Origin of the sequence: Aliikangiella coralliicola, from assembly GCF_007004725.1 — a bacterium.
GTDB lineage: Bacteria > Pseudomonadota > Gammaproteobacteria > Enterobacterales > Kangiellaceae > Aliikangiella > Aliikangiella coralliicola.
In genome coordinates this window covers 204,915-226,269 of the sequence record NZ_ML660163.1, presented here as the reverse complement: position 1 = coordinate 226,269, position 21,355 = coordinate 204,915, and the positions used below count along the sequence as shown (strand labels likewise).

Annotated in this window: 12 protein-coding genes; 1 reads left to right on the top strand and 11 read right to left on the bottom strand. The window is 40.5% G+C overall.

The window, feature by feature from the left end:
- Positions 1–64 precede the first annotated feature (64 nt).
- The 11 genes from FLL46_RS09795 to FLL46_RS09745 all read right to left on the bottom strand — a co-directional run bounded on the left by FLL46_RS09795 (position 65) and on the right by FLL46_RS09745 (position 19,782).
- Positions 65–1,231 carry a restriction endonuclease gene (locus FLL46_RS09795; protein ID WP_142893332.1) on the bottom strand — a complete coding sequence of 389 codons (1,167 nt, stop codon included), beginning with the start codon at positions 1,229–1,231 and terminating at the stop codon, positions 65–67.
- Entirely contained in the window at positions 1,232–2,215 is a 984-nt protein-coding gene (locus FLL46_RS09790) for a DNA cytosine methyltransferase (RefSeq protein ID WP_142893331.1), read from the bottom strand.
- A gap of 23 nt (positions 2,216–2,238) precedes the next feature.
- Positions 2,239–4,173 carry a DUF1998 domain-containing protein gene (drmB, locus tag FLL46_RS09785; protein ID WP_142893330.1) on the bottom strand — a complete coding sequence of 645 codons (1,935 nt, stop codon included), beginning with the start codon at positions 4,171–4,173 and terminating at the stop codon, positions 2,239–2,241.
- Positions 4,174–4,176: 3 nt separating this feature from the next.
- The gene (locus FLL46_RS09780) at positions 4,177–7,545 is read right to left on the bottom strand and encodes a helicase-related protein (protein ID WP_142893329.1); all 3,369 of its coding nucleotides are present in this window, start codon (positions 7,543–7,545) and stop codon (positions 4,177–4,179) included.
- Between the two features lie 3 nt (positions 7,546–7,548).
- The gene (locus FLL46_RS09775; RefSeq protein WP_246119299.1) at positions 7,549–9,258 is read right to left on the bottom strand and encodes a nuclease-related domain-containing DEAD/DEAH box helicase; all 1,710 of its coding nucleotides are present in this window, start codon (positions 9,256–9,258) and stop codon (positions 7,549–7,551) included.
- Positions 9,259–9,263: 5 nt separating this feature from the next.
- Complete coding sequence (locus FLL46_RS09770; RefSeq protein ID WP_142893327.1) at positions 9,264–12,593, bottom strand: DrmE family protein; 3,330 nt, start codon at positions 12,591–12,593, stop codon at positions 9,264–9,266.
- 19 nt (positions 12,594–12,612) lie between these two features.
- Complete coding sequence (locus FLL46_RS09765; RefSeq protein ID WP_142893326.1) at positions 12,613–12,825, bottom strand: helix-turn-helix domain-containing protein; 213 nt, start codon at positions 12,823–12,825, stop codon at positions 12,613–12,615.
- A gap of 116 nt (positions 12,826–12,941) precedes the next feature.
- Positions 12,942–14,234 carry a TniQ family protein gene (locus tag FLL46_RS09760; protein WP_142893325.1) on the bottom strand — a complete coding sequence of 431 codons (1,293 nt, stop codon included), beginning with the start codon at positions 14,232–14,234 and terminating at the stop codon, positions 12,942–12,944.
- Positions 14,235–14,242: 8 nt separating this feature from the next.
- Positions 14,243–15,322, bottom strand: a complete 1,080-nt coding sequence (locus tag FLL46_RS09755) for an AAA family ATPase (protein WP_168204116.1) — start codon at positions 15,320–15,322, stop codon at positions 14,243–14,245.
- A 2-nt stretch (positions 15,323–15,324) separates the two neighbouring features.
- The gene (locus FLL46_RS09750; protein WP_168204115.1) at positions 15,325–17,622 is read right to left on the bottom strand and encodes an integrase catalytic domain-containing protein; all 2,298 of its coding nucleotides are present in this window, start codon (positions 17,620–17,622) and stop codon (positions 15,325–15,327) included.
- A gap of 1,533 nt (positions 17,623–19,155) precedes the next feature.
- A complete protein-coding gene (locus FLL46_RS09745) occupies positions 19,156–19,782 on the bottom strand; it encodes a DUF6088 family protein (protein ID WP_142893322.1) in 627 nt (208 codons plus the stop codon).
- Between the two features lie 572 nt (positions 19,783–20,354).
- Here FLL46_RS09745 and FLL46_RS09740 point away from each other — a divergent pair.
- On the top strand, positions 20,355–21,355 hold a 1,001-nt coding region (locus FLL46_RS09740), incomplete at its 3' end, for a TM0106 family RecB-like putative nuclease (protein ID WP_210418660.1).

The window sequence follows — 21,355 nt, the reverse complement described above, 5'->3', positions numbered from 1 at the left end:
ATAAAAATCTAGAAATGAAAAGTTTGCAAATAGAATTCTTGACGATGAATCCGTATATAATTAACTAATCTGTTGCTATTCCAATGCGGTCTAACCAGCGACAAATAGACTCAGCGGAACCGATCTTTTTTATTAATATGTTTACTATATCAATAGCGGTAATAAGAACTACTGGGTGGCCATCTTCTTTTAATTCCCTATAGGCTTGAGAGCTTACGTATGAGGTTGTTACAAGAATACCAAACTGTCGGTGACGTAAACGAGAGAGTAATCTAGACAATTCTTTTACTCCGACACCTGAATTAGATTTATAACATTTAGCTTCGAGAGCAAACTCAACTTCAATTGAACCGGGGCCTGTTCCTATACGATAATAGCCAATCGCATCTCTACCTCCATCACGCCAAGGCCTGGTAATTTCACAATCACCAATATCCGGCATAGTAAGCCGCGCAATCTCGACAGCACAAGCCTCAAAACCAATAGGATCATCTTTATACTTTTCATAAACTAGAGACAGAATTTTCAAGCCCTGAATATCTTTGGGAAGTTGCTGTTCTTTATTTCGTATTTCAATTGTATGGGGGGAATACAATGGAGAGTATTTTCGATTTTTTACCCAGTCTAACCAAACTGTTGGGGCATATTTCGAATTCGCTGCATTACCATTTTTAATATCATCGATCCATTTTCTCTTTACAACTGGAACATCCAGCACTGTAAAAATGGCTCGGTAATTTTGAAAACGGAGATTTTCTGCTCCCGTAGATCTCCAAATTGCAGTCAGATCATCATCTGGTCCCAATCGTTGAGCTCCGGGTACTGCCAAACCAAGAAATCTTACATCCCAATATTCTCCTGTTCCACCAAACAACAATATCGGTGGAAAGTGTTCTAAGGATCTTGTTTGGTGTCTAGCCTCAAATAAATTGCGTAATATTAAGTTTCCTTGCCTAGGTGTATCATGGATTTCTCTAATCGATTTATTATCTCCATAATAAGTAAATAGACCTGATTCAGTATTTAATTTATCAGGCCAGTCAGGGTCTTTAAAAGTTGATTTCAATACTAGTAATTTTAGAGTTTCAATATCGGGGCGTTTTCCTAAATGCCTAAAACCTGCACCATTATCTACTCCAAGCAGACTTGGTAAAGGATCATCAGATGTATTTCCATTTCTAGAACCTTTGTAAATACGATCTACCACTAGATCCAAACTAGACAAATCCATTTAAGAAGCAAGCTCCATTTCACCTAATTGAATTTGATGTATTTTCTTGAAGATCATCTCCATAACCGGTGAACATACACCATTGCCACAAAGCTTCACTTTATCTCGTCTATTTCCGTGTGTAAGAAGGTGCTTAGAGCCTGCACCCATTGCCTTCATTAATTCAGGGGGTTGAAGCATTCTCAAGTAGGGAGTCTCTTCCTGCCAAGTTACAAGTCCAAAACGATCTAAGGTTGTAATTGTTCGCAATGGAGACTCCAATGACTGCCAGCCACCAGCATAATCAGAACCATAATAAACAATAATAAAGTCTTTTTTGGTGCCTAACTTATCGATAGCCCTCTCCGCCCGTTCAATAGTTGCCTGAGCTCTTCCTTCTTTGTACAGCGGCGTACTTTTATATTTTCCAGACCAATCTATTATTGAACTCGCCGATTTTTCGCTCCGGCGATGAAGTTTATAGAGATCTTTTTTAGTTATTACCGAACCTTCCCGATCACACACTAAAAACATTCGTTTTCTCGATTGAGGCGTCCCAAAGTCGGCGGCATTTAAAAGCAAGTCATTAACTTGATAGCCATAAGATTCGATTGTTGTAATCAACTCGTTGTGACGTTCCCACTGTTTCATCCGATTAACATTTTCAACAATTAACCATCGAGGATTCATAGCTTCGATCCATGGGATTATTCCTATTGCTGTTTCCCTGCTTTTTTCACACTTCGGTTTGGCGCCGCGTGCAATTGAATGTGAAGTACATTCAGGCGAAGTCAGCAAAACATCAGGCAAATGACGCTTTGCCAGTATTTTGGGTTTTAAATTTTCTATCGGAGAGCAAATAACCTCAGCTCCAGGAAAATTGCTCTTATAAGTATCTGCTGCCAACTCCCAGGCATCGATGGCGAGGATAGGAGTGGCACCTGCCTTAACGGCACCTCTAGCACCAAATCCTCCTCCGCAGAATAAATCAACAAATGTTAGCATTTTTTATACCATTTAAATTCAGGTTAAAGTGTAAGGTCCGAGAAATATCCGCCTAGTGGATTAGTTTCAGATCCTATAACCATCGCTCGATCCAGAACTCTGTTTCCCAACTCACATGCGGTTTCCGGCAATAGAGTACAAGCGTGGCAAGCGGCGAGATTCATTCCATAATACCCTTGGCCTTCGCTGTCTAAACATAGCGGATCGGATGCACAAAACTGTGCATTTCTGACTGCTGCGAGAATTGTAGATTCGAGATTTCCGGTCTCACCTTGCCTTACTAACCCACCCAGACTGCCTTCAGAGTCTCCGCCAGCTGTATAAATTAGAATTCCACACATCTTTTGCTCTGCATCATTAGATACATATAGCCTTTCTTTAAGCGTGGAGCTGTCATACCCACAATCAAAACTTAGTTGCCGGATAATCAAATGAGAAAGAGTGTGAGCCAAGAGAACCCTGGAACAATAAAGATCAAATGAAGTTCCTCGTTCTGTAGATACCTTCGTCCAATTCCTGTTAATCAGATCTATTCTCGCCGAAATGTCTGCATGAGCCGACTCCCAAGCACAAAGCTTTTCTTCACTCAATTCCAAATAAATTCCTTCACCGGTAGATGAAACTGCAGGTAACCAAGAAAGCTCTTTTTTAGACAGTTTGGACAATCGACTTTGATCACCATCAAAAGGGGTTACTCTTGAAAATCCGACTAAGGCTCTCGTTTCTCTAAGTCGGGGGATAAGCACAACTTCATCAAAGTAATCCTTAACCTCTCTTGAATAATCAGAAATCTGGGTTTTTCTAATATCAAACTCATGACGTTCGTTTGGAGCAGGACGAGGGCCAAGAAAGGCTTGACGCTCGGTAAATCGATAAGCTGACTCTGTTTGGTCCGCAGTACCAGACCAAGCTTCTGGGTGAAGATATTTTTCCTTTATTGCTGCAGCAAGAACCTCAGGCTCAATTCCATACTTATTTGCTTTGGATGTAAACATATTTGCCGAAATAACAGGTTGTCCATTCACTCGTATATTGTCTAGAACATCACATATTTCACTCCATATACTTTGGTTATCCAGAATTCTGTGTATTGTTTCAGAATACGGAGGAATCAAAATCGAACTAACCACATGTGGGAAATAAACATTTGATGCTCCCCTCTGTACGACTTGCGCCGATTCCTGGCAATTCAACTCGTGTGCTTGCGGCCCAAGCCAAGGTCGGGCTCCGCTACAGGACAAGCCTGTTACTTGCATAAAGGTGTTGGGATTAAAAGCACCTTTCATCGTTCTGAAAGAACCACATTTTGAGCACTCTACTTTAATTCCTTCTAGGCCTGCACCACCAGTGGAAACAAGAAAAAGTGTACCTGGTTCGTGGCCACATTCTTTTCGAGCGCCGTGTGCCCACTTACTCCAAGGAAAGTCAGAAATATGGCCGTTAGTACATGCAACTATAAAACGAACAGGTACTAACTTTGGACGCCTTTTTAAAGGAAGCGCACTACAGGGTTGTGTATTTGCTTTGGCTTGACGTCTGAATTTGGAATTCTTACATCTCAAATCCTCATTTTTTGCATTACTTGGGCTATTCCATGGGACATATTGCATTGACCTGCATCGTGGACAGAAATGCCAATTAGGAAAACGTACAAAGGGAGTATCTCCAGTAGTAATGGGTCCCCCAAATCCTGCGAAATTGTGCGGAGGGTATTCTGGAGCTTCAGGTGGCATATACAGCCCGCTTATTTCTTTTCCAAGTTCGTATGATAGTCTTGTTTGTAATCGCGGCTCTGATAGATATGTAGCCTCTTTCAGATACACGGCTATTTCAGGCTGCATTTCAATAAGCCAAGCATCAAGTCCGGCTGCCATTAATGACTCATCAGGAAAATCAATAATTGCACCAACTCCAAATGGAACGATCCCCTGACTTCTTCTGAATTCTGGTCTTGTCACAAATTATTCTCCTGAATCCGGATAAATTTGAAGAACTCGAGCTGCGCAAGTGACATCTACGCTGCGCATGCTTGTAAGGACTGGGAATGCCTTTCCTTCAAAATCTTCGTTTATCTTCCGGCCAAAAGGGTGCATCAAAGTTTGAGTGGTTGGACTGCCCGCCATTTGACCAAACTCCGGTGGTAGGTATTCTTTCCAATTCTTAATTATTTTTAAGAGTTCCCTACGTGAATCATCATATTCTTCTTTATCAATCTGCTGAACCCTCTTCAAAATTAATTCAATCAACTCTTCTTGTGCATCAGGATGCTTGGATATATCTTCTGGCACCTTCATCCCTGTCAATAGTCTTGCCAAAGCAATCACCATTCCTGCAAATCCTCTGGATCTCGCAGGAGCAGAAAATGGAGTGACACTTGTTGGTTCTACATAACGGTAAATTGCTTGATGGTATCCAACGAACTGTTCATAGTGTGACCTATCTCTACTGCGAGCAGGGTTATATACAGTAACAACCATTCCAGGGAATCCCCGTCCAACTCTACTGGTAGCTTGAATATATTCTGCGGTCGACTTAGGTTGACCTGCAACCACCATTAGACCAAGCCTTGCAACATCAACCCCAACAGAAATCATATTCGTTGCTAATAACATATCGACTGGCCAGCCCTGCTCTTCGGAGCGAGGCCACTTTCGATTCAATTCATCAAGTATTTTGGGGATTTCTTCAGCTGTTCTTCTACTTGTGAGCTCTTGAGTGATATAGATCTTCCGAGAAAAATCCTTTGCAATATTGTTTCTTTTACACAAATTAAATAGGTGCTCAGGAATATCACCTGTAGACATTGTAACTGCATGCCCTAGTTCACGCAGGCTATTAAAATACCATAGAAGAGTAGCATACTTATCAGAAACCACAGGAGGCTCTGTTTCAGGAAGTTCTGGCATCACAGCCTGCAGCAAGGGTGAGATTACACGAACCTGCGCTGTAGCGTGAGATTTTACTGCCGATCCGAAAACTCCTACATATAACCTGCCGGGAGCTTCATGATCTTCGTATGCAAAATAGGAATCCCCGGCATCAAGCCCTTGTGGCGGAAACTCAAAACGGTCCCTGGCATACAGTCCTTTACACTGTTTCGCGGATTGACGGATAGTCGCTGTAGAAGCAACAATTTTTGGAGTTTTCCCGTTTCTGGAGCACAGCTTATCAATTACAGTTTCATATAGGCCCACGATTGTTCCTAACGGACCTGATATCAAATGAAGTTCATCTTGAATAATCAGGTTTGGAGGGGCACTAAAATCGTTGGTACCGAAGATGCGACCTGTCTCCGGAACCCAAGCCAATTGAGCGAACTTGTCTACTGTACCAAGTAGCAGAGTAGGAGGGTTGTCATAAATGTCATCATCAATAACCACAACTGGCAGTTGGCTTGAAGTGGAATGCCATCTGCATCCTGGATTGCTGCACCGAAATATAACAGTATCTTCGCCACCTACAGTTAAAGGTTCCTTTTGATATCCAAGCTTTCCGCTTTTATCGAGAGAGGTACGACACCAAGGGCAGCGCAATAACTGAAAGGGATTTTGAGCTCCAGGATTAGCGGTTAACTCGTTTAGCCTTTTGATGGCATCTTTACGACGGTTAGGCGATAGGCCCATACCTACCCACAATCCTATTGAAATCGGAGCCTCACCAAGCTCAGCTCCTAAATATTTGTCTAACCTTAGTGATTCCAAAGCGGTAATTAGAGCTGCTGCTCGTTGAAACTGCTGAGCCGTCAACAGCCTAAGGGTATATCGCATTAGCACTGCGACTCCCTTATCTTCAGTATCATTTAACCGGCGCAAACATATACAAAATGCGGCCAATCCAAGGTAGGCTTCTGTTTTACCACCTCCAGTGGGAAACCAGATCAAGTCAACTAGCTCTCTGTTAGGATGTTCATCTTCAGCACAACAAGTTATATTCATCAGCATGAAAGCCAACTGAAACGGTCTCCATGCAGGCTCTTTTTCAGCAGGGATATTATAATCATCAGGAAAATCTGAGTAATTAGTATCCGGGTCGATGTCCTTTTGGAATCTTGTTCTGGCTTGTTGAATTAACATTGCTCGATTCGCCAGTTTAAATGCCTTCATCGCGTCATTATTTGAGGCAAGATAAGCAATGCCTTCTTTAATTCGCCTTAGGCATTTCCAACATTTTTCCAAATTTGTCGAAGCTGATTTCTGATGTTCTTCTGGCAATCTAACTTTTTGATAATTTTGCTGGGAAATAATCCATCTTTCATAATCTTTAACAAGAAGCCCCAGATTTTCAATAATGCTGTTATCAGACGAACCATATTCTGAAAGGCTTCTCATTGACAGATTAAACTGGTCGGTAAAAAGTGCTTCTTCTCTTGGTTTTACTGGTTTTATGTCACACTTGGGAAGAAAATCAGACCATACCCGTTTTGCGACTGTCTTGTCATCAGTGTCGGTCGTCCAATCTGCTCCGCATCCATGACCCAATGCAAAAGACCGCTTTTCTCTATAAAGCATATCTAGCGCAGCAAGTTCTTCATCTTGCGAAACACCGCCTGCGCGATCTATCGGATGGAAAACTGACGCACCGGTGACCTCGCTTACAGATAACCTAACTTGAAAGAACGATGCGTTGAATGCGGGAGGGGCGTCAACTCCTCCTTTGTGTTGATTCACTAGAGCTAGCGAGACAGATGTCTTATTTCCTTCTTCAGGCCTGATTCGAGCGTGCAGTTTCATCATGCCATCAGTATTTTGTATGTTGTGTAGAAATATACTATTTACTGGATATTTAGCTAAATCTATTTCTACTTGATCCTGAATTGGTACCCTCCTATAGTTTATTTCTTCACGAGTATCAGGAAAAAGAGAACCATCGGCTTTTTCCTGTCCAGCCTTTGGATGTTTTTTCTCTATTCTTTCTGTCTTGTATCGACCTGCATTTACGTCTACAAAGAGTTTTGTATCAGATGAAACTTTAACTGTAATTCCTGCGGCGGATGGGTTGAATTCATTTGCCAGATTGAGTGGTTGCTCTTCCAGTAAAGTTGCGTCTTGCGTTTGCTTTCCACCACCTTTGATCTCTACAAAAGGAGTGTCATCTAATGATGAGTCCTCGGTTGGCGTTTCTTCTTTCTCTCTTGTCGCATCGTCTTCTAACTGGTTATTAATTGATTTTTGAGGAAACAAAACTCCTGTAGAATAGAGTTGTAGCGGTGACACTTCAAGTAGCTCATGCTGTCTTTTAGAATCGTCTGTGTATTCTGGGCCGAACAATTCATCTGTCATGAATTTCAACAGCTTGCTACGATATTTTGAATGTTCCAAATTTGTATCCATATTTTATCCTTCAAGCAAATCAATACGGCGGTTTACATATCCCTGACTACAAATAACATAAACAGCAGTTCGTGCCCGAGTAAGTGCAACATATAGATTTGCAAGTTGCCATTCTGTCATTTCCCCTTCAGGTAAGTCACCCACAATAATTATCTCTGATTCAAGTCCTTTAAATGCGGGAATAGAGGCTGCTGGAATAGCGTCTCGATTGATTCTATCTTGTTTGCCATCAAGTACGTGTACTTTTTTTCCGATAGATGCATAGCCATTTTTAAAAAATGCTTCCTCTGGTGAACGGAAAGATAACAAAACAATATCGTTTGGATTTGCCCCTTCTGAAATTAACTGGGTTATCAACGACGTTGATATTTTGCTAACAGTTTTCATCCCATGAATTGTTCGATAATCAACTGGAGCAATGAATTGACGCCTGCACTTAGGAGGGGGAGTTCCTGTAATCATTGCGGCCTCTTTAGCAATAGTCACTGGATTTCTCATATTAATGCTTAGCTTTAAGTTCATTGCTTTAGTTGATAGGTGGGAGTGTATTCTACCTTCAAGCTTGTTATACACACTCGCTTGTATAGCTGTATCCAAGAACATTACCCATCTACCACTAGAAATACCTTCATTCAGAAACCAGTCCAATGCGTTCATAACTTCAGGGGCTAATACATCCTGGGCCTCATCGATAATCAATACATCATAAGGAATAAGTTCACCAGTCTCTATTGAGTCAATCGCTGCTTCCTCTGCCATCTCTAAAACTTTATTAAAACTTCCTTCCCCCTGAATTTGATCTGGATAGTTTTTGCTGACCAACTGGTATAATAATCCCCAAATCGTATGTAACGTAATACTCTTATATTTTGCAAAGTCCTGATGTTTTAGCTGCCATGCAAGATTGCGATTGAAACAGAGAAACAAGACACGCATTCCATCTTGAGCAAGTCTACGTGCCGCTTCTGCTGCTAGAACTGTTTTACCTGTGCCTGCAGTACCTTCGCAGATTACCCTGGGATTTCCAGAATGCAGGATAGTCTCCAAGGAAGAGTATTGCTCTTCAGAAAGCGAAAGCATTTCGCTGTGGCTTTCTCTTATCAAGCTCGTGATTCCTGGCACCAAATCAAAGTCAGCGCGAAAACTATTGGTAATAGTATCTATTTCGCGCCGCGATAATGGAGTTTGGTATGTTCTTCCTCTGCTTGATTCATGCGCCAGAGTATACTCAGCAAGTCTTTTCAAATATGTGGAAATAGGTAGCTCTTTGTTGCTTTCATCAAAAATACATTCCTGATCCCATTCCGGATCTCTCTCGACAAATTGCACGTCAGGAAACATAACTCCCCAACCAAAGGGAACACGTTTGATTAAATCTTTTCCAAGTCTAATACGAGCCTCTTGTAATAGCGCGCCTCTTGCAGATTGAGCTTGTTTGAATGGTCCCTCCATAGAAGTATAAGATCTTCCGGGCCAGCCAATCGTCCACACTCCATCTTGTCTACTCACATGACCGCCTTTAACTTCAAGACAGTAGACGCCAAGTGGACCTATAATTACAAAGTCACATTCCGCATAGGACTTTCTCTTATGACGCGCTAATCCAAGCGAATGAAGTATTACGTAGTTATCCAGTGAAGGTGCTTCTGCGAGTTGGTCGAATACCCACTGTTCTGATTTGGTTATGCCACAATGTGGCCGGAAAGGTAGCATTCTGCTCATTGTTTTACCTCCAGCAAACCGTCATGAATTGAATGCACACCCAAGATAGAAGCATCATATCTTGCTGCTTCATCGACAGAAGATATGGAAAGAACTCTATAGCGAATTTCCTTTCCATTAATTTCTATAAATGCGTTGTCGCCAAGTCCACTTATAGATGCAGTGGAAAGTTGGGCCACTAAATGGTGCCCGGCCTTTCTTCTAGCAGCGTAAACTCTGTTTACGTGTCTCAGAATTTTTTTTGCCAAGTCGTGTGAATCATCAATGCCTGCACACGCCAAGATGTTAGGAATAGTTTGTGATGGATTTTGGGGAGCCACTGTTTTTGTAGAAAACAACCATGACTCCAAAGTAGCTCGAGTCCTATCTACACCATGCTGCGACAATTTCCTTTGCATCTTCTTGAGGTCCCAAGCACTTGCCTCATAAATCTTTCGTAAGGCATTACGCCAAAGGCCAGATTGTTCTCTCATGGCCCCTTTGTCGCCAAGAATAGCATCTGCCAATTCGTCTATTACATCACCTAGCGTTTGGGTATCGGGAAAAGCCAATACATCTCCTATTTCCAGGAACTTTGTACTTTTCCAAAGTAATTTATCAGCTTCAGATTCACTGAAATTAGAGTCATTTACTGATCCTCCTAATACTTCATTTAGACAAACGAGTTTTGCATTTTCTGCGAAAACTCCATAGTGTTGCCCATCTTTAAAAAAGATAAGCCGTCCGAGAACCCTAGTTTGGCTACTTTGGTTTATAGATGAAGAGTTTATGTGCGTACGGACAGCAGACTCTACCCAATCATCTCTTTCCAGATACTCATTTTCAAGTTCGCATACATCCTTGTCGTCTCTGGAATTTAAAATTTTCTGTGAATCCGCCGGTGGGTTGCCAGCTTCAGGATTTTTAATGGAAAAAGCTTTCCAGCTTTCTCTTGTTTTTTTATCCAGATAAGTAAATGTGCTTTCTAACTTTTTTGCTTGCTTTGATGAGCGGTCGTGTTCAAAGCTATATAGCATGTTCAATTGAATGTTGGACCAACCTCCAAGTTTCAACTTCAACATTTCCTTACGCCCTAACCAACCAGGAATCAGAATTGACTCGATACTCTCCAATGACTCCAGATCATGTACCGAGATAAACTTTACATTGACATGTTTGAGGTTGAATGATGTCTTTGAAAGTGAATCCGCAATAGTTCTGGACGCAACAACAATATGGCATCTTTTATAGTTTTTTATAAGATCAAACAGTATCTGAGCTTTAGGATTCTTGATTCTGATAGCTTTAATGAGCTCGTTAGAAGTTGAGGCCAAGTTTTTAAGATCCTGATCATACATCCCCATTGCAGCAGCATGCTGTGAAAGACTTGTCAACACAAGAGTCAAGCGTTCGTCAGCGATACTGTTTCCGACTGGTGGGTGTGTTGAAATATATTTTAATGCTGTTTCCGAATTAATAGCGAAAGGCAAAAGAGAGGAGTCTTCCTCTAACGCTCGTTGTTTAACTTTTTGAATAGCTTGATAGAAGTTTTCCAGCTCTCCAAACTCAACAATGTGTGTCGTTGACTTGACATTTGTGGCCCGGCTTTGCCTCTTGACATATTTAGCAAGAGGCCCTTTACCCTTAATAGAAACTGAAATTGGATCTAATGCTTTTGGAATTGGGTCGACGTCGTCAGGTCGAATTAGCCAAATAGATTCTTCGTGGCTTTTTGGATAGTATCCTACCTGCGTATTCACTTGAGAGAGCACTAGAATTTTCATTTTTGGGTTATATTGTTTACACCTCACTTTCAGAGCTTTCAGAGCAATATGATCAACAGCACGATCAATAATCATGTGTTGAGGTTTTGTGTGCTTTCCCTCTTCACGAAGTAAACTTTCAGCAACATCAAGGCTACTACATACAATCAAAGTTGGCTCTGCATTCATTGCTCCTGAACCTAGAGTAGAGCTATTAACGCGGCTACGGTATTCAACAGAAACCAATTCATCAAGCCTTCTGCCATAAGGGCGGATTGTTTCAAGATAACTGAAAAAATCTGATCGGCAGGTTACGAAAATAACAGATGTTTGCAATTCGGCCCTATGGAATTTATGGACTGCGGTTTGACTATCTTCCTCAATTATCGATAACCATCGATCCAACTGTTTAGACGTTGCAAGGGGGATTGCGATACCATCCACAGGCTCTAGCAATATTGCTTTCTCTTGAGGTATAGATCTTTTACCACCATCTCTTAGTCTGACCATTGGCAACTCTGAACCATCAGGTTGTTCAAATGGTAACTCCATCAGAACATATCTAGGGAGATGCCCATCTCTGAATGAGGCATATGAGCCTGGTTCAGGTGTGGTTCTTTTTTTCTCTGATTCCTCAACTTTTAAAACAAAGGTGGCCGCCGCTAGAAAACCACAAGGTCCTACTTCTGGCAAGATTATGGTGCGTGATTGATTTTGTTCTAAAGAAGAATTGAGACAACATGAAATGACAACTTTCAACAATGGAGTTAAATGATTCTTGGAGTCTTCATCGAGCCAGTACGCGCGGGTTATAAAGGGCCATTGCTCCGCGGCTTGCTCAATCAATCGTTTCCAAGGGAGCTCGCCAAATACGAAACTATACATGTTTTCAACTACATGTATATCATCTAAGAAACCTACGTATCCTTGGTTATCATTTATTACATCCTCCTCAATACATACATATCGCAAAGCTGCTTTTGCCCAATAACCCATCTCTGAGGATTCGTGCGCCACTTGACTTAATGCTAAAAGTTTATTGGCTATAGAGGGAAAATAAGCTGCGTGATGAATTGCAGAAAACTCAGAAGATACCTTTTTTGCAAAGGTGTTTAATTGTACCAAGTCATCTTTATCTGACTCAGCAAACTCAATAATTAGATCATCAATTCTTCTTTGCTCTTCAGGTGATATAAATTTATTGATTGCCTGGGAACCAAGTTTCCCAAGAAGCAACTCCACTGTTCGGTCAGTTAACCAACATATCTCTACGAGCATATCCTGGTTTCCACCTTCCAATTGCTGAACCAGGGAAATAAACGAACTGAGCGATGCCCAGGAGGTTCTTGCAACATCTTCGTCTGAGGTGTGAGCTATTCGAAATTGCGCATTTATCCAGACCCAATCTCGTAGCAAATATGGTTCTGAAATGGCGTGTTGGGAAAGTACCCGTATTGAGTTTGAGATATTATGATAAAACTCAGAAGTGCAGAATTCAGGCTCCCAAGACATTTCCTTCTGCTTAAGAGCTTCCAGTCGTTTAGTTGTGTTAACTTTGTAGCCGGTCTTGACAGCTGCTTTCATTCCAATTGCATCCTTTCTCTCAATGTTCTATGTGATCACAAAACTCCAATAGATCGCCTACTTCACATTGGAAAAATCGGCAAAGTTTGTCCAATGCTTCAATGTCAAATTTTTGCGCTGTTTCTTTGTACATGAGAGTGACAGTATTCCGGCTTAGACCGGTTTCTCGCAAAAGGTCGGAGATCTTCATTTTCCGCTCTCCCATCAGGCGAGCAAGATGGCAACGTATCATGACAGGGCTCCGTTATATACCTAATAAGACCCAATCATAACCCCATAAACTGAAAAAATTAAAGATAAAGTTAAAAAATTTCATATTATATTAAAATGATCAGACATTTTGATGATCTAGTTCAAGGTTCTATACGCGATTTGGATAGCGTCTTTTAGCATCCATTTTGGCAAACGAGTCTCTTTGCTAAGCACTCGATATGCCTCTTTACGGGATTGATTGTAAGAAGCATAGCGCTCGTCTATAAAAAATCTCAAAGCGGCAGTTTGAGCACGATAACGTCTCACTAAATATTGGTGATGTTTACAAGACTGATGTTCGTCGACTACCTTTCGAACTAGGCTAGGAAATCTATATTCTAGGTATCCAACTGAAACTTTGGTCATTCGAGCCAGTTGTTTCAAGCTAGGAGGATATTTCTGCTTATCAAGCAAAGACAACAATTTTTGATAAATTTTCTTGTGATTATGTTTAACTTTTTTTCGTGGCCTAAGCTGCGGTGGTATTTCGCTAATATCTGAAATTGGGAAACTTAATCGATACCCATTTTTATTTGCTGAAAGTAAATCGAATAGTGACATATTTAAAAAGTAAGCCAGTCGACGTAGACTAGTTAATCGCCAAAACATAGGATGTTTATGGTTGAACTCACAAAACAAATGATTCAATTTTCGACCGATTATATCGCGCTCATGAAACTCAATGGCCACAGGACTAATTAGACTTCTAACAAAACGTATCGTTTTATCATAACTATACTCGGTGTTATCAAGTCGCGCTGCTCTTTCAAATATTTCGATCAAATCAAAAGATATACCTTGCCAAGATGGTCTGACGTCGTTTTGTGTTAAAGGTACTTTTCTTCGAAATAAAGTCGCTCCACATTCGACACACCTACCGGTAGGGTGAGCTGCTTTAAATGAGTTTTGATGACTGTCACAACGCCAGCAATTTCTAATCAATGGTGTTCGATGTATAGGACAATTGTGGATAGTTGTCATATGCCACAATTGCTTAAAGTATATGGGCGATCTTAAACGCTCCATTTCTTCCAAGCATTCCGGGCACCAACGAAGTCCGCTAATCTCCGAACTAATCCCATAAGCCATACAGTGCAGAAAATCTAATGGTTTACAACTCATGTCCTGACCAGTAAGACTTGTGAGATAATCACGTAATAGCAATGTGTATCGATTAACCCGAGACAGTGTCTCTACGCCAGAACTTCCGCCTAGAGCTCGATAATTAGGCGGATTTTTATCTGCAACTAACTTTTGGATAACCATTGTAAGTATTCCAATTGAAGTCCCATGACTGTATGCACTACGCAAAAGGTAGGATGGCAGAGATTCCACCTCTGCCGTACCTTGCCCTAGCAATGGAATGGGAAAGAGTTTATGTCTAGCCATTTATGGTATTAAAGCCTGTTACCAGGCTCGTATCGTTTGGGTTTTCGTTGAAAAGGAATGGCTGAACTCTTCTTCTTTGTCAGTGGCTGCGCCCCACCAATTATGCTTTGAACTATTTTGCATGGCTCAAGCGCCAAGAGTTTCTCACCTTCTTTAATTTCATTTGCGGAAGTTACTAGTTGTTTTAGAGACTTCATACTTTGATGTATATGAGCAAGAGTAATTTTTCGCCCATCAATTGCTGCATGTACTGACGCTCTATAAAGCCATGCTCTGATCAAACCGATACAACCAAAGCTTCCCTGGTAAAGCAGTTCAGCACAATTTTGGAGGGAGCCAAGTGTTGGATCTAGCTCTAGTGCGGCGTCATAATTAGACAAAATCCAGAGAAACTCAGATAAATCTTTTTCAGAAGTACGATAACGAGCAAGGTGCACATCGTGCTTTCGGTTTTCCAAATGTCCAGAACGATTAATCGATTGTAGAATAGGGTATGTTCCGCATATAACTAAAATAACATTGGCCTTTTTCGCTAATGTCTTTATTGCATCCATAACACCTGCGGCCGCCATTGCATCCTTTCCAGCATATTTCATGTCCTGAGCCTCATCAACTATCCAGAACTTGGTCTTTCTCTGGAGCAGTCCTTCAACAAGAGCCCGGGCCAGTACGGCTTCTGTTGTTCGTGCGTTTCTAGTGACTTTTACTGGATCAGACCAATTACCATCAATAGAGTAAGAATAAATGGGATGCTTAATGAGGTTGAGCATTTCCTGTAGAAAAGACTTGAAGCTAAATGCTGCTTTACCACCACTATTATCTATTTCGATCATTACCAACGGTTGTTCGTCGTCATTAGACTGATTATTACCGCAAATGACTTTGGTAAGCTCTGTAAGTAAAGAGGTTTTTCCCGTGCGAGAGGGCCCATAGATTGAAATAACTTCACCAGGGGAAGCGGTTGTCATTAATACAAAGGCTTCAGCAAAAGCTCGCTTCCAATTGCGATGAAGAATTTTGAAGTTCAGAGTATTAACTCTGGAAGTATCAATATTTGCTAATTCTTCTATATTCGTTAGCTTTTCCATAATTAAGCCTCCCATGCTCGAATATTGAGTGGACGTACTGTGGTATTTTTAAGCTTGGAAAATACCTCTACCTGCTCCTCTGTGATAGATTCGGTCATTTCAAATTCTAATATCGGTGGGGCTTCTTGCTCCTCCCGGACGCGATCCATTTCGTGAACAAGTCTGGCTAGGTCTATATCATCTTCAAACCGAATTTTTTTCTTTAAGTTTGCTGCTTCATGTTTGATCATTCCTTCTGCTAATTGGTGTTCGGGAGATTTTGCGCTGTAAGCATTTATTTCGGAACTGTAAAACGGTTCCCACTGGTCACAGACTTTTACGAAAATTAGATTGGGATTCTCAGGATCTAAACGTACCTCATTTTTCCGTGGCTTACTAAGTAATAGCTGCATGGCAGGGGAGCTATACCATGTCCCTAATACGTTTATACCTCTTTGCATATCCACTGTATATTTTTTGGCTTCGACACAAGTCACTATAATGAATTCGGCATCGTATGAGATGGTTCTCGACACATAGGGATAATCCTTACAGCTTTGTTCAAATAAGATTTCTGCCGAATGACCACCCGTGCCTCGACAGGCATTTTCGCGCCATGCACAAAATAGCTTGAGCTCTCGATGGAAGTCCGCCGGAAATAGTACTGCCGCTTTCTTCGGAGTTTTTTTTCCATCGACGGCGCGAGCTTCTTTATAGTTAGCCAAATTTCCGCTTCTCTGACACAGCCACAGTTTCTTGAACTCACCAAAAAATCCTTCAACTTCGCCGCCGTACCTGGGATTACCTGCCGGACGCAAACTTAAGATAACCGAGTAGTGCGCTAGTAGAGAGGCCAAGTACACAGATTTGAACTCAGCACCGCGATCGAAAATGATTTCTCTTGGCAAACTACCATGATTACGAACGCAGGAACGTAGAACCTTAGCGACCGAGTGCCGAGATGGCTTCTTAAATGAGATAGAAAATGCCAGAACTTTACCGGTGTAAAGATCTACCATCAGTGTTAACCATGGGCGCTCCGCAACTATTTTGTCTTTTTTCGCATACACTACGAGGTAAAGATCAACGCAATAATGATCAATCGCTGCTCGTTCCCAAGCTGTCTGCGCTTTAAGATGTCTATGTTCTGGGTCGGTTGGTAATGCCATCTGGTTCCCCATCCGATTGCCACCTTTGGCATAAGCAATCACTTCTGGTGGGATTTTAGAAAGATGGCGAGTAAATGTCTTATGGCTAACTGGCGAAAATTCTGGGTGCGCATCTCTAGCCAAGGATTGGTAATCGACAAAACCACGGTATTCGCTGATCCCTTGCCGATGAATAAATGAATTGAGTAGATAATTATTCAGAAAGTTTTGTACTTTATAATTGAGATTTTTTTTCCTATTGCCACAGCGATGGTAGTTTGAAATCAAAGACTGGAAGGGTGACAAACCTAGCTGCTCACCAGCTTTAATCCGCGCTTTCCATCGGCGTGTGCTCCTGTTGGATAGACCTTTATTAAGAGCCTCCAGCCGTACAAGAGCTCCTTCAGCACCCTTCAATGACGGAACTAACGAGAGATTTTTTGAGTTCACCAAGTCTTTTCGGTACACCAGCTGAGATCGTCGAAGTTCTTTTCCATGTTCCAGTAGGGCGTGTGTGGTTGAGGCTAGACAGTTCTCTGAGTCTGTGATCAACTGGTCTTTTAGGTCAACCACGATATGACCTTCATCTATGGCTCTTATTAGGGGAGTCTGGTTAGACAGTTTCAGTTGATTTTGGAGTACAGCCAAGGTTAGTACAAACTGCATTTCAAAGGCTTTGTTGATTTCAGAACTCTCTGGCGAGCAAAATTCGAGACTCGCTCTTGCCCACAAGATATGATCCAGATTAGTTATATAAATGTAGTCTTCCGGTTTGTAAATGTAGACCTTATGCGTTAGACCAAGCCGCATGAAAGCTTCTTTCGCAGGTATGTACACAACTGCATTACTCTCAAGTCGCTTCCAGTCACTAGGATATTTGACCAGCAGCTTTTCTACATCGCTAAGTGTTTTGGCTTCATAAACGATTGGCCCTAGAGAAGTAAAGCTGACGCCATCTGGTGTATAAGATGCTCTTCGCTTGCGGCCATTCTTATAAGAACGCACGATATCGACAGGTTCAGGTTGGTCCCCATACCAGAGAACTTTACTATCGAATTGCATCAAGGTGTTTAATGCCCATTCAGCACCTCTGCTTTCAGTGGCAAATGTTTTGTTATTCAGTTTGGGACTAGGCACCCAGGATACAACATTACCTCGTGCATGAGTGCCCACAGAACGCGAACCGTTACTATTGAAGCAAGCAGCCAGATAGTCTCTACCTGTTGACAGTAATTTATGTTGAACGTTGCAGTAATAATCTAAATCGGATTCTGTAAACATAGGTATCCTCTCGCCGAGGCTACCAACACTGTATTACGGGCGCGATGAAACCTCGAACATAAAATTCGTTATTGGATTACTTGACTCACGGGAATTAAAAGAAGATACTTTAGGCAACCACACCGAAGAAATATCTTCCTTAAAAGCCGAAATCAAGAAATTGTTTTCGGTTTTTTTGTTATTGGCTCATAATATTTTCTCCCTTATTTTTGACAAGATGAGACAGGGTTAGACAAACTAAGACTCTTCCATTTTTTCTATGCAGTCGATAATTTCTTCTGCTTTAGCGTAATAGCCGGCACGCCCTTTAAATCGATATAGTTTTATGGGAAGCGTCTTTCTTGAATGTGCTTTTCTGACGGCACTTATAGATGGATACTTTAATACGGACTTTATTTCTTCTAGAGTAAGTATGCACCCATACTTCTTGAGAATGAATTCTTCATTTTGGGCTGAGCTAGGCTCTTCGTTTTTAGAAGAATACATAGGTCACAATATGTCCCTAGTGTTCTGGATTTGTCCCAAGATATCACCAAAATTCTCAATTTCCAACATAAAAGACAATGAAAAAAGACGTGTTTATTTTTAATAAACAGGAACAGAATTTTTATGATGTAAGCCATTGATTTTCACTCGAACAGGCGGTCCTTGTAAGAAAAAAATTAACGGGGAGTAGGTAGATGTTTTCGCTTCTAGTTCTACTTTTTTATTATATCTATGTTTGCGAAATTCGCCCAAATTGAACTTTTTTTTGTTAATTTGAAGTTTGGTGTAAAATTTATATTGAGAGAACTCAATTAATCGACACTGCACTTATTACTCGTTTTTTCTAAAAAAAAGCTAATATACGATTACTGTTTCTAGACAAATTTGATTCTCTAACAAAGCAATAATGGTATTTGGTTGGAATATCAGAGTTGATATTGTTTAGGGAAATATATTTACACCTTTGAACTCATCTAAAATTACTGAACTCGTCAGAATTTAAGAAGAAAAATTGTTGGTGTTTTATATTGTATGATGTTCAATTAAAACGTAGTCGCAATACTATTTGTGATTATTTCATTGCTAATATAATAATCGGCTCAATATCTTAAATATTATGAGCCGATTAAGCCAATAAAATGACTTATGTATTCATATGAAATATTGTTCATCTTGTAGCGCAAATTGGTAAAATGGTGATTTTTCTGAAAAATGCCTAGAGTGTGGAGGCTTTGCGATGACTCGTATTTGCCCGCATTGCAACGGAGAATGTGGTTCACTTTGGAGACGTGAGGTGAGTATGTCTAATGCATACCGAGAAGCTTTTTATTCTGGTTCTTGTCGCATTAAGAATAAAGTAAAATCAATCGGTTAAACACATTTTACACACGATTATGCGGTGTTTGCATAATTACACAGCAGATAGGTAAAAATGATTTATCATGCTTCGTTAAGTTGCTGAATTAAATGCTGCCAGTGTTTTAGTTCACGAACTTTACTTAATTTATTCAGACCTGTAATTTTCTGCTCTTCAGATTTTAAACAAATATCCAACGCTCTTTTAAAATGATGTCGTTTTACATATTTGGGATCTAGTACCAACATAGCTCGGAATAGGTTACCTAGAGGTTCATCACTCCATCGCAATTTTGAATCAGAAACGTGTCTTATAATTGCGGTAGCGTTTTCTATGCTAATTGTTCTTGAAGGGCCATTAGTCCAATAGATACTTTTTACAGGAGCTTGTGTTTGTAATCTAAGCCGGTAGGCCTCTTCAATACCTGTTGCTACTAATTTGTAACCACGATCAAGAGCCCATGCTCTAGCAAGAGATTCAACGCTGGCTGAAAATTTGACATTAGGTAGTGAATCAATTTCACTAGGAAGCACATAAAAACCTCTCATAACGCGAATTATTTTGCCTTCATTGCACAACCTGCTGAGTATGCGATGCACTGAACTAGAAGAACCTAGGTCGGTAAATTTTCGAACAGTGAATGGAGTGCTTTTAGCAATGTTTGATAGTCTATTGAGCACTGTTCTAGTTAATGTGTCTTGTCTATTCATGTGTTAGATTTATTACTTTAAAAGCAAACTCAGATATCTTATCTCATTAAAGGAACATTGTTTATGGAAAAACTCACTTTCTATACCTATGTGATTAAAGATCTAGAGGTAATATACCTGTTTATGTTGGTCAAACTAATAATTTTGAGAGAAAAGAAAAGCAATATGTCAAGCGAATCGCAAAAGACCGACTCCCGAAATATGGAACGATCAATGTATACACGTACCTCGCGAAACTAAAAAGGCTCGGATATGATCCTATCTTCGAAGTTGTTGATTTGAAATATACGGAACAAGATTCTTTGGAGTCTGAAACCAAATGGGTTGGGATCCTAGTGGGACAAGGATTTCCAGTTTTGAATAGATGGAAAGAGCATCGAAAGATAGTTAAGGAAAAGTTTACAGGGAAATATCTAAAATCCTATTTTTCGAACAGATTAGAGCTAGAAAATGCCACACCAGAATAGGGTGAACTAGTTATCTTTGTTTTTCGGTGTTTACGGCTCTATTCTCTTTAGAGATATGTACAGGCTATTATATGAATAATCGAACCCGCGCAATCAACTCAGTTTATGTCCCTTGTTAACCTAAATGCTAATCAAATAATTAATCAAAAATATTTTCAAGCAGTGTTAGAGTGTGATCTAAAAGCTTATTTGCTTAAATTTGAAGAATGTAATGCGGTTGAAAATGAATATTCTTTAATATTGAAGGAAAACTTAAATAATCAAAAAAGTACGTATTTAAAAATGCTTAGATTAGGCGAAAGAGAAGTTCGTCAGTTTTCACCATCTGAATTTGAAAAGATGACTCCTCTTTTAGTTAATGCTTCGCTAAACACTAAATCATTGTCAGCTTATTGTGATAGTTTGCATTTAGTTAAAGACAGAAAATCAGGGGTAGATTACTATCAAGCTTCTTTACTAATCCCTCGCGCAAAACTAACTAGGAATGACAAAAAAGTACTAGCGTATATCGCTTTTGTTTTATCGAAGTTAACGAAATATGTTCCACCAAAAGGCGTTTTGGTGGATAGTAAACTTAAATGTCACAAGGTAAGTACGGATAAACTTTATGGTGAAGTCGAAAAGAAGGTCGACTATCTCATTGAGCTGTTCATGCGGAAAGAACCGCCTGAGCTGCACTTGAATAGTCATTGTCAGTACTGCTGTTTTCAAGAACGGTGTTTTAACCTTGCTAAAGGCTCAGACCATCTAAGTTTGCTCAGTGGGATCTCCTCTAAAGAGATTAGGCGTCTTAATAAAAGAGGAATATTCACTGTCACACAATATTCCTACGTCTATCGTTATCGAAAGCGTAACAGTGATTCAATTGGGATAAAGTATTCAACGTCACTCAAAGCTTTAGCATGTAGAACCCAAAAAACTTACATCGTTGACAAACCAAAGTTACCAAATAAACATGTTCAAATATACTTCGATGTTGAGTCAGTTCCGGAACGAAATTTCTTTTATTTAATTGGGACCGTTGTAGTTACTGATGAATCAAAGGCCAGCTATTCATTTTGGGCTGACTCAGAACATGATGAGTACAGTATATTTTTGAAGTTTTT

Bases quoted from the DNA above. Each gene is read 5' to 3' on its own strand.
- FLL46_RS09780 (WP_142893329.1), bottom strand. From the start codon at position 7,545: ATGGATACAAATTTGGAACATTCAAAATATCGTAGCAAGCTGTTGAAA.
- FLL46_RS09760 (WP_142893325.1), bottom strand. From the start codon at position 14,234: ATGGCTAGACATAAACTCTTTCCCATTCCATTGCTAGGGCAAGGTACG.
- FLL46_RS09790 (WP_142893331.1), bottom strand. From the start codon at position 2,215: ATGCTAACATTTGTTGATTTATTCTGCGGAGGAGGATTTGGTGCTAGA.
- FLL46_RS09755 (WP_168204116.1), bottom strand. From the start codon at position 15,322: ATGGAAAAGCTAACGAATATAGAAGAATTAGCAAATATTGATACTTCC.
- FLL46_RS09795 (WP_142893332.1), bottom strand. From the start codon at position 1,231: ATGGATTTGTCTAGTTTGGATCTAGTGGTAGATCGTATTTACAAAGGT.
- FLL46_RS09745 (WP_142893322.1), bottom strand. From the start codon at position 19,782: ATGAATAGACAAGACACATTAACTAGAACAGTGCTCAATAGACTATCA.
- FLL46_RS09765 (WP_142893326.1), bottom strand. From the start codon at position 12,825: ATGATACGTTGCCATCTTGCTCGCCTGATGGGAGAGCGGAAAATGAAG.
- FLL46_RS09770 (WP_142893327.1), bottom strand. From the start codon at position 12,593: ATGAAAGCAGCTGTCAAGACCGGCTACAAAGTTAACACAACTAAACGA.
- FLL46_RS09775 (WP_246119299.1), bottom strand. From the start codon at position 9,258: ATGCTACCTTTCCGGCCACATTGTGGCATAACCAAATCAGAACAGTGG.